9 protein-coding genes and 2 tRNA genes are annotated in these 10,280 nt (G+C 59.3%); all 11 read right to left on the minus strand.

Annotated elements, in window-relative coordinates; all coding sequences use genetic code 11:
* Positions 1-808, minus strand: an 808-nt coding sequence (dapA, locus tag VHE12_07050) for a 4-hydroxy-tetrahydrodipicolinate synthase (GenBank protein HVZ80545.1), incomplete at its 3' end; no start/stop codon positions are given.
* A gap of 104 nt (positions 809-912) precedes the next feature.
* Positions 913-2,160 carry a diaminopimelate decarboxylase gene (gene lysA, locus VHE12_07055; protein HVZ80546.1) on the minus strand — a complete coding sequence of 416 codons (1,248 nt, stop codon included), beginning with the start codon at positions 2,158-2,160 and terminating at the stop codon, positions 913-915.
* Positions 2,161-2,166: 6 nt separating this feature from the next.
* Complete coding sequence (argH, locus tag VHE12_07060; protein ID HVZ80547.1) at positions 2,167-3,570, minus strand: argininosuccinate lyase; 1,404 nt, start codon at positions 3,568-3,570, stop codon at positions 2,167-2,169.
* Positions 3,571-3,588: 18 nt separating this feature from the next.
* Positions 3,589-4,806: an argininosuccinate synthase gene (locus VHE12_07065; GenBank protein ID HVZ80548.1), complete on the minus strand. Its 1,218-nt coding sequence runs from the start codon at positions 4,804-4,806 to the stop codon at positions 3,589-3,591.
* A 1-nt stretch (position 4,807) separates the two neighbouring features.
* Positions 4,808-5,734 carry an ornithine carbamoyltransferase gene (gene argF / locus VHE12_07070; GenBank protein HVZ80549.1) on the minus strand — a complete coding sequence of 309 codons (927 nt, stop codon included), beginning with the start codon at positions 5,732-5,734 and terminating at the stop codon, positions 4,808-4,810.
* Positions 5,735-5,741: 7 nt separating this feature from the next.
* Entirely contained in the window at positions 5,742-6,944 is a 1,203-nt protein-coding gene (locus VHE12_07075; protein ID HVZ80550.1) for an aspartate aminotransferase family protein, read from the minus strand.
* A gap of 138 nt (positions 6,945-7,082) precedes the next feature.
* The gene (locus tag VHE12_07080) at positions 7,083-8,228 is read right to left on the minus strand and encodes a deoxyguanosinetriphosphate triphosphohydrolase (GenBank protein HVZ80551.1); all 1,146 of its coding nucleotides are present in this window, start codon (positions 8,226-8,228) and stop codon (positions 7,083-7,085) included.
* Between the two features lie 63 nt (positions 8,229-8,291).
* A tRNA-Ala gene (locus VHE12_07085) sits at positions 8,292-8,367 on the minus strand.
* Between the two features lie 93 nt (positions 8,368-8,460).
* A tRNA-Val gene (locus VHE12_07090) sits at positions 8,461-8,537 on the minus strand.
* 74 nt (positions 8,538-8,611) lie between these two features.
* The gene (locus VHE12_07095; GenBank protein ID HVZ80552.1) at positions 8,612-8,890 is read right to left on the minus strand and encodes a stage V sporulation protein S; all 279 of its coding nucleotides are present in this window, start codon (positions 8,888-8,890) and stop codon (positions 8,612-8,614) included.
* Between the two features lie 78 nt (positions 8,891-8,968).
* A partial coding sequence (locus tag VHE12_07100) for a glycosyl transferase (GenBank protein HVZ80553.1) occupies positions 8,969-10,280 on the minus strand: 1,312 nt, incomplete at its 5' end.

Raw genomic sequence — 10,280 nt, forward strand, 5'->3', positions numbered from 1 at the left:
GGGGCAGGCGGAATTCCTCGGCCAATTGACCGCGAAGGGCCAAGGCCGTCTTGATGCCGACCGGGTTCACATCGGCCCCCATGATGGTCTTCACCAATTCGCCGTATTTGGTGAAAAGGGCCTGGGCTTCGTCGGTCTTCCCTTCCAGGTAGGCATGCACCAGGCGGGAGGTCTCCCCGGGCAAAAGATGGGAGGTCACGGAAATGACCCCGACGCCACCGACCGAAAGGATGGGCAGGGTCAGGGTGTCATCGCCGGAGATCAGGTCGAAGTCGGGGCGGCAAAGCGCCCGGACCCGGATCATCTGCTCCAGGCTTCCCGAGGCTTCCTTGATCCCCACGATGTGGGGATGCTTGGACAATTCGGCGATGGTCTCGGGCGCCATGTTGACGACCGAACGGCCCGGGATGTTGTAAAGGACCTGGGGCAGGCTCACCGCGTCGGCGATGGACCGGAAATGGGCGATCAGGCCCCGCTGGCTGGGCTTGTTGTAGTAAGGACAGACCAAGAGCGCGGCGTCGGCGCCGACCTCCTTGGCGTGTTGGGTCAAATGGACGGCTTCGGCGGTGGAATTGGAGCCCGTCCCGGCGATGACCGGGACCCTCTTGCGGACCGTCTTCACGGTGAAGGCGATGACCTCGGCGTGTTCCTTCTCGGTCAGGGTCGGGGATTCGCCGGTGGTCCCGCTCGGGACCAACCCGTCGATGCCGCCCGCGATCTGCTCCTCGATCAAGGCTTCCAGGGCGGTATAGTCCACCTGCCCGCCCTTGAAGGGGGTCACCAGCGCGGTATAAGCACCACGGAACATTTTTTGGCCGACCTTTCGCCCTAAATGACAAAACCCCCAAATGGGGGTTTGCGTTGGGTTTTTATATTAGGGAATTTTACCCGCCGTCGCAAGGGCGACGGCGTTCAGGGAAGGATGCGCTCCAGCCGGACCAGGTCCTGAACCGACTGCCTCCGGCGGGCGACCTGGAATCGGACGCCCCGGGTCACGACCTCGGGGGCTAGCGGCCGGGAATTATAGGTGCTTCCCATCACACTGGCGTAAGCTCCACAGGAGAAAAGGACCAACAGGTCCCCCCTCTTGGCTTTGGGAAGCATCCGTCCCTTGGCGAAAAAGTCGGCCGATTCACAGATCGGCCCCACCACATCGACGCGTTGGACCGGTTTTTGCGGTCCTTGGACCGGCGCGATCCGGTGATAGGCGTCGTAGAGGGCGGGCCGGATCAGGTCCCCCATCCCCGCATCCACGATATAAAAGGTCTTTTTCCCGCTTTTTTTCACGAAAACGACCCGGGTCAAGAGAACACCCGAGTTACCGGAGATGAAACGCCCCAACTCGAGGATCAAGCCGGCGTTCAATCGCTTGATGACCGGAAGGACCACGGATGCATATTGGGAGGCCTTGGGAGGCTTTTCACCGTTGTAGTCGATGCCGTATCCGCCGCCCAGGTTCACGTCATAGATGGGGAACCCCTCGTGACGCAACTTCAGGACGATCTGCTCCACGACCCGGGCCGATCGGCCCAAGGAACCCGTTTGTGTCATTTGGCTCCCGATGTGGGCGTGGACGCCGGTCCAGCGGACCGAGGTCGATCCCCGGACCGTCCGCATGACCTCGTCCAGGTCGCCGAGGAAAACACCGAATTTGTTCTCTTTTTTACCTGTCGAGATGAAGTGGTGCGTCAAGGCGTCGATGTTCGGATTGAATCGGACGGCGATGGGCGCGATCTTCCGCAGTTTTTTCGCCACCGCATTGATGGCGGAGATCTCCGGGATGGATTCGACGTTGAAATAGCGGATATTCTCCTTCAACGCGAAGGCGATCTCGTCGTCGGTCTTCGCGACCCCCGCGTAGATGATCTTGTCCGCCGGAATGCCCGCTTTCCGGGCCTTGTAAAGTTCACCGCCCGAAACCACGTCGGTCCCCGATCCCAATTTCCCAAGGGCATGGATGACCGAAAGATTGTCATTGGTCTTGATGGAATAGGCCACCAAATGGGGGATCGACCGATAGGCATGGTCCACTTCCCGGTACTTCTCTTCGAATGCGGGAAGACTATAGACGTAACAAGGCGTGCCGACCTTATCGGCGATCTTGTCCAGAGCGACCGAATCGGAGTACCAGCGGTTGTTCCTGAAATTAAAGCCGCTCATGTTCCCTCACAATCTTGAAATGATCCTCTTGAACCTGGAAAGTTCCCTGGCGGCTTGCCGCACCTGGGAAGCCACGTTCTTGGGCGAGGTCCCGCCGACCGCTTCCTTCGCACGGACCGAGTGATGTACGGAAAGATGCATGGCCGTGCCCTTGGGGAAAAGATCGGAAAAACGGCCCAATTCAACGTCCGAAAGGTCCTGGAGCCTTTTACCCGTTTCCAAACAATGGTGGACCACCCGGCCCACGATCTCGTGGGAAACCCGGAAAGGCACCCCCTGTTTGACCAGCACGTCGGCCAGGTCGGTCGCCAGGAGGGTCAGGTCATTGTCCGCAGCGGCCGCCATCCTCTCCCGATCGAAACGCAGGGTGGCCAGGAATCCCTCCAAAGTATCCATGGAACCACAAAGGGTATCCGCCGCATCGAAGACAAAACGCTTGTCCTCTTGCAGGTCCCGGTTATAGGAAAGCGGAAGGCCTTTGAGGACCGTGAGAAGTCCCATCAGGTCGCCGAAGACCCGGCCGGTCTTACCCCGGACCAGTTCGGCCACATCGGGGTTCTTCTTCTGGGGCATGAGGCTGGAACCGGTCGCGAAGGCATCGTCCATCTCAATGAAGCCGAATTCGGTGCTGGCCCAAAGGATGAGGTCCTCGGACAGGCGGGACAGGTGCATTTGGGCCACCGCCGCCGCGGCCAGGAAATCCACGTAAACATCCCGGTCCGAGACCGCGTCCAGGCTGTTGGGGAGCGCCGTTTTGAATCCCAGGAGTTTGGCCGTGTATTGGCGGTCGAAGGCATGGTTCGTTCCCGCCAAAGCGCCGGACCCCAGGGGCAGGGCATTCCCCCGCTCCCAGGTCTTTTCGAAGCGATCCATATCCCTCAAGAGCATGAAGGCATAAGCGCAAAGGTGGTGACCCAGGGTCACCGGCATGGCCCGTTGGAGATGGGTGTAACCGGGAAGGAGTGTCTCTTTTTCCTGTTCCCCGAGGATCAGGAGCCGCTCGATCAAGGCGGTCCCTTTTTGGAGGGTTTCCTGAACGGCCTGCCGCAGATAAAGCCGGAAGTCGGTGGCGACCTGGTCGTTCCGGGAACGTCCCGTGTGGAGCTTGCCGCCCAAGGGGCCGACGATCCGGGTCAATTCCCTCTCCACCGCTGTATGGATGTCCTCGTGGGATGCATTCAAGGACATCTTGCCCGTTCGCAAACGCTTCAGGACCGTTTTCAGCCCTTTCAGGAGCCGGTTCCCCTCGGGGACGGTCAGGAGCTTGGCCCGCACCAATGTCTTGACGTGGGCCTGGCTGCCTTCGATGTCGAAAACAGCCAACCGATGATCGAAGGAGATCGACTCGGTGAATGACTCCACCCGAGGATCCGTCGGCTTCTTGAACCTTCCGCCCCATGTCTTTTTCATCGCCGGCCTCCTGGCCGATCAGCCCTTTTTCGAGTTCCGTTTCACCATACCCACCACCTTCATGGGCAGTCCGAAAAGGCGGATGAAGCCTTCCGCGTCCTTTTGGTCATAGACCTGGTCGGCCCCGAAGGTGGCCAGGTCCACCTGATAGAGCGAGTAGGGAGAGCGGGCCCCGGTGGCGGCCGCCCGGCCCGGGTTCAATTCGACCCGCACATCGCCGGTCACGTTCTTCTGCGATTCGGCGAAAAAAGCTTCCATGGCGTCACGCAAGGGCGAGAACCACTGACCGTAATAGATCATCTCAGCGTATTTGACCGACATGACCTGTCCATAATGAAGGGTCTCACGCTCCACCGTGAGGGCTTGCAGGGCCCGGTGGGCTTCGTAAAGGATGGTGGCCCCAGGGCATTCATAGACGCCCCGGCTCTTCATGCCGACCAAGCGGTTCTCGACCATGTCCACCCGGCCGATGCCATAGGCGGCGCCCAGCTTGTTCAACTTCTCGACCAGGGCCACCGAGGCCATTTTTTTGCCGTTCAGCCCCACCGGAAGACCCCGTTTGAAGTTCACGATGACGTTCATCGGCCTTTGGGGGCCCTTGGCCGGGTCCTGCGTCGTGAGGAAAACATGGGAGGTCGGGGCGTTCCAAGGATCCTCCAACTCGCCGCCTTCATGGCTCAGATGCCAGAGATTCCCATCCATGGAATAGGGACGTTTCTTGGTGACCGGGACCTCGATCCCATGCCTCTCGGCGTAGTCGATGGCGTCCTCCCGGGACCGGATGTCCCACTCCCGCCAGGGCGCGATGATCTTGAGGTGCGGGGCCAAGGCCATGACCGTCAACTCGAAGCGGACCTGGTCATTCCCTTTGCCGGTGGCGCCGTGGCAGATGGCGTCAGCCCCTTCTTTCAAGGCTGTTTCCACGAGCCCCTTGGCGATGACCGGCCGGGCCAGGGACGTGCCCAGGAGATAGACCCCTTCGTATTTGGCCTGGGCCCGGAGGGCCGGGAAACAGTATTGTTCGAGGAATTCCTTGCGCTGGTCCCTGACGACCGCCTTGATGGCCCCGGTGCGTAGGGCCTTGGCGCGGGCGGGCTCCACTTCCTTGCCTTGACCCACGTCGGAAATGAAGGCCACCACTTGGCAGCCGTAGTTCTCCTTGAGCCATGGGATGATGACGGAGGTATCCAACCCTCCCGAATAGGCCAGGATGACCTTTTTCACATGTTGTCCCATCTTATTTCCCCTTTTTCCCCATCAAGGTGACCAACAGCGCCTTTTGGGCGTGCATACGGTTCTCGGCCTGGTCCCAGACCCGGGACCGCGGACCTTCCAGGACCCCCGCCGAAACCTCTTCCCCACGGTGGGCCGGAAGGCAATGCAGGAAGATGGCCTTGGGGGCTTCTCCCATCAATCGTTCGTTCACTTGGTAGCCTTGGAAGGCCTTGAGCCGCATTTGGTTCTCGGCTTCCTGACCCATGCTGGTCCAAACATCGGTATAGACCCAATCGGCGCCCCGGACCGAACCGGCGACCTTCTCGGTGGTCTCGAACTTGGAACCCGTGGTTTTGCCTTCCTTTTGGACCTGGGCCAGGACCTTCGCATCGGGCCGGTAACCCGGGGGACAGACAAGCCGCAAGTGCATACCGACCTTGGCGCAAGCTTCCATGAGGCTATGGGCCACGTTGTTGCCGTCGCCTACATAGACCCCTTGGAGCCCACGGAGCTTTCCATAGTGTTCTTGGATGGTCAAAAGGTCCGCCAAGGCCTGGCAGGGATGATGGCTGTCGCTCAAGCCATTTATGACGGGGACGGTGGCGTGTTCGGCCAGTTCCTCGACGGTCGCTTGGGAAAAGGTGCGGATCATGATGCCTTGGACGAAGCGGGAGAGGACCCGGGCCGTGTCCGGAACGGTCTCGCTCTTCCCCATCTGGATGTCCTGTTTCCCCAAGAAAAGGGCGTGACCGCCCAATTGGGCCATGCCGACCTCGAAGGAGACACGGGTTCGGGTGGAGTTCTTCTCGAAGATCATGGCCAGGCATTGGCCCTTCAGGGCGGTGGAAAAGCGCGCGGGAGATTTCTTGATGCGTCCCGCCAAGGCCAAAAGGCCCTGGATCTCCTTGGGGGAATGGTCGGTCAATGTCAGGAAATGCCTGGATGCCATGGCGTCCTCAATTTCCTTGGAGTTCGGCTTGGATCGCCCGATGGAGCTTCTCGATGGCCTGGTCGATCTCCTGGGTCTTGATGATGAGAGGCGGCAGGAACCGCAGGACATCTTCGTGGGCGGACCCGACCAAAAGCCCTTGTTGGGCGCAATGACCCACCAAGGAACCCGCCTTGCGGGTCATTTGGATTCCTTGGATGAGGCCCTTGCCCCGGACCTCGGTGAAAAGCTGGGGGAACTCGGTGATCAGGCCGGATAGTTTTTGGTGAAGGACCTCCCCCATCTTGGCGGCGTTCTGGATCAGGTCCTTGGAAAGGATGGTCTCGATATTGGCCACGGCCGCGGCGCTCACGATCGGATTCCCACCGAAGGTGGAAGCGTGGTCACCGGCCTGGAAGCCTTGGGCCGCCTGGTTGGTCACCAGGAGGGCGCCCATGGGCAGACCAGCCCCGAGGGCCTTGGCCGAGGTCATCATGTCCGGTTCGATCCCATAATGTTCGTAAGCCCACATCTTTCCCGTGCGGCCCAGACCCGTTTGGACCTCGTCCAGGATCAGCAGGATGCCTTTCTCCCGGGTCAAGGCCCGCAGGTCCTGCAGGAATTGGAGGTCCGCCGGAACGATGCCTCCCTCGCATTGGATGACCTCCACCAGAACGGCCGCGGTGTTGTCGTGAATGAGGTTCTTCACGCTATCGATGTTGTTGAAATTGGCGAAGACGAAACCGGGCAAGAGGGGTTCCAGTCCCTCCTGGTATTTCACTTGGCCCGTCGCCGAAATGGCCCCGAAGGTGCGCCCATGAAAGGACCGGTGGAAGCTGATGACCTCGTATTTGTTCTGCTTCTGCTTGCGGAAGTACTTCCGGGCCAGTTTCAAGGCCGCTTCGACCGCTTCCGCCCCCGAATTGCAGAAAAAGACCTTTTGGGCGAAAGAGATGTCGCACAAGAGCTTGGCCAGGGTGACGTTCGGAACGTTGTAATAGTAGTTCGAGACGTGGCCGAGCTTCTTGGCCTCCTCGATGATGGCATTGACGATCTCCGGATAGGCCTGTCCCAGGCCGTTGACGGCGATCCCGGAGAAGAAATCCAGGTAGGCCATCCGCTCCGAATCATAGACGTGGGAACCTTCCCCGCGCATGAGGACGATCTTTTGCCGGTTGTAGACCGGCAGGAGATGGTCGTCGCCGCTTTGGATGATCTGGAAGGTTTCCATGGCCCACCTTTCCTGAAAAAATAAAAAGTCCCCTGCCGCTAAATGGAGCCTTTAGCCGCAGGGGACTTCGATGGGTTTCATCTTATAGGACAGGGAAAAAGGCTGTCAACCGGCCCCCAGGAGGGCCTTTCCAGGCCCCTAGGCCCGCACGGAGGGGTCGGTGAGCTTCTCATGTTCCTCGATGGCGTAGCGGTCGGTCATTCCGGCGATATAGTCGCTGATGACCCTCCGAAGGGGATCCGCTTTCGCTTTGATCTTTTCCCGGGTGTTGGCGGGCAAGATGCTGGGGTCGTTCTCGTAAAGCTTGAACAGTTCCTGGATGACCTTGGAAGCTTTGGCCTCCACGCGGGTCACTTTTTGGTGCCGGTACATGTTGTGGAAGAGATAGGCCTTCATGTCGAGGAAGTCCTTGCGGCACTCGTTGGAAAAAGCCGCCATTTCCTCGGGGGCCCGGCGCACCTCCTCCACGGTCTTGATGGAGAATTTCTCGAGCCTTTTCTGCGTCTCTTCCAGGAGGTTCGTGACCAATTCATCGATGATCAGGCGGACCGTCTGGTATTTGACCTTGTCCTTGGCCAGATCGGGATGCCGGCCTTTGACCTTTTCCGTGTTCCTTTTCCACAAAGAAACCTGGGACAAACCGTCGGGATCCAGGAGCCCGGAGGTCAGGCCGTCGTCGATGTCATGGGAGGTATAGGCGATCTCGTCTGAAAGGTCCACGATCTGGGCCTCCAGGGTGTATTGTTCCCCGTCGCCGCCCGGCCGGTCATAGCGGGTCCGGTGTTTATCCACGCCTTCCAGGACCTCATAGGTGAGGTTCAGCCCCCGGAAATCGGGATAACGGTCCTCCAAATGGGTCACGATGCGGTAGCTCTGGGCGTTATGCTCGAACCCTCCGTCATCCTTCATGATCGCGTTCAACACCTTTTCCCCCGAGTGGCCAAAGGGCGTGTGTCCCAGGTCATGGGCCAATGCCACGGCCTCGGTCAGGTCCTGGTTGAGCCCCAAGCTCCTGGCGATGGAACGGGCGATCTGGGCCACTTCCAGGGTATGGGTGATGCGGGTGCGGTAATAATCCCCCTCATGATTGACGAAGACCTGGGTCTTGTATTGGAGGCGGCGGAAGGCGGAACAATGGATGACCCGATCCCGGTCCCGCTGATAGGCGGTGCGGTAAGGATGCTCGGGTTCGGGGTATTGACGGCCACGGCTCTGGGAGGATCGTTGGGCGTAAGAGGAAAGGGATCGTTCTTCTTGGCTTTCCAATTCCTGGCGGGTCTTCATGATGGCTACCTACCTAGCGGGGGACGTCGAAGGGAAAAAAGAACGGCTGTCGGGGATCGAAAATGGTGGAGGCGATGGGGATCGAACCCACGACCCCTTCCATGCCATGGAAGTGCTCTCCCAGCTGAGCTACGCCCCCATTTCCGAAAAAAACCTCGGTCCAAAACCGAGGGGTGTAATTCTAATGAAAACGCCTAAAAAAACAAGAAGCATCGCCCAAGGGCGGAACGAATGGTGGGCGAAACAGGACTCGAACCTGTGACCCCCTGCGTGTAAAGCAGGTGCTCTAACCAACTGAGCTATTCGCCCGGGAAAAAGAACCTGAAAAAGCAAACCCCAGCGTGCTGGGCGCGCTAGGGTCGAAAGTCCGGCCGGCTGGTTGATTAGGCGCTTTTCTCCACGCTTAGGAAGAACTTGATCGCGCTCTTCTTCTCGCCGTCGATGGTCAGGTGGATGAACTCGGGCTTGAAGTGGGCATCGAGACCGTCGCCCTTGAGGAACCCGCGGGCGATGGCGATGGCCTTGACCGTGTTGTTGATGCTTTCCGGTCCCATGGCCACGATCTCCACGCTCTTACCGTCGCGGACATTGTTGGCGATGGCACCGGCCACGGTGGAGGGATTGCTTTTCGCGGCGACTTTGAGCGTCATGATCCCGACCAAGCGAGGCTCCTTACCCACGGCCGTCGCGGCCGGGAGGTTCTTATAACCTAGGGCTCAGGGCCTGTCAACCGACCCCTGTCAGCCGAGGACCACCTCAACCTCCACGATTTTTTTCGAGCGTTGGGGAGGTATGGTGTTCCCTGCGATCTTCTTTCCGTCGATGGTAATAGATGATACACCCTTGCTGACATGCCGTGGATTTTTTACCACGATCCGGTAGGTGGACCCACGGAATTTGCGGGTCACCGAGAAACGGCCCCAGTCCTTGGGGATGCAGGGGTCGATCATCAATCCGGAGTAGGTGGGCCGGATACCCAGGATATATTGGGTCCCTGCCACGAAATTCCAGCTGGCGGCCCCGGTCAGCCATGAATTCCGTGCAAAACCGAAATCCCGGTGTTCCTGGGAGGCGATGGCCTGGGCATAGACATAGGGCTCGGCCCGGTGGACATCCTGGATGCGATCCTTAACGGGCGGCAGCAGCTGCTTGTAGTACTTCATGGCGGTCTTTTCACGGCCCAACATGGTCTCCGCGATGACGGCCCAGGGATTCGCGTGGGAAAAGATGCCGCCGTTCTCTTTCAGGCCCGGCGGGAAGGTGCTCACCCCGCCCAATCGGGGACTGAAATGTTTGAATCCCGGGAACATGAGGGCGACCCCATATTGGGAATCGAGGTATTCCTTGACCCCATCCATGCAGGATTCACCGCGCTCCTGACCGGAGACCCCCGAAATGACGGCCCAAGTTTGTGTGTTCAGGTAGATCTTCCCGTCCTTTTGTTTTTTGGAACCCAACATGGTCCCCCAGCCATCGAAGGCCATGGCATACCATTCCCCGTCCCAACAAACCTTGTTCGTACGGGCCGACATGTCGTCCGCCATTTTCCGGTACTTTTTCGCATCCGCCTTTTTTCCGAGGAAATCAGCGAGTTCGGCGAAGTCACGGGCGCATTTGACCAGGAACTCGGCCACCCAGACGCTTTCCCCGGGTTTGGGGCCATTAATATGGAGTGTATCGTTCCAGTCGGCGAATCCCATGCAAGGGATCTTGTGGGCGCCGACGTTCTTATACGTGTAATCCAATGGAGCGCGGAGATGTTCGTACATCGTGGCCGATCCGCCATCCGCCCAGGCCACCTTCTGTTTCAGGAAGGATACATCCCCGGTTTCTTTGACGTAGGCGCTGGTGGAAAGGATGATCCAAAGCGGATCGTCCGAATAGCCCTTCCCATCCCCTTCCCCGGTCAACCGGAAGAATTGATGATAGGCGGTCCCATCCTTGAACATGTTCTTGGCTAGGTCGGTAATGAGTTTCTTGACCTTACCGGGGACCGTGTGGAGGACGCTGAGAACGTCCTGGTTACTGTCCCGGAACCCCATGCCCCGTCCG

This window comes from bacterium (assembly GCA_035549195.1).
In the GTDB taxonomy this organism is placed as follows: domain Bacteria; phylum Oederibacteriota; class Muellerivitia; order Muellerivitales; family Muellerivitaceae; genus DASZRK01.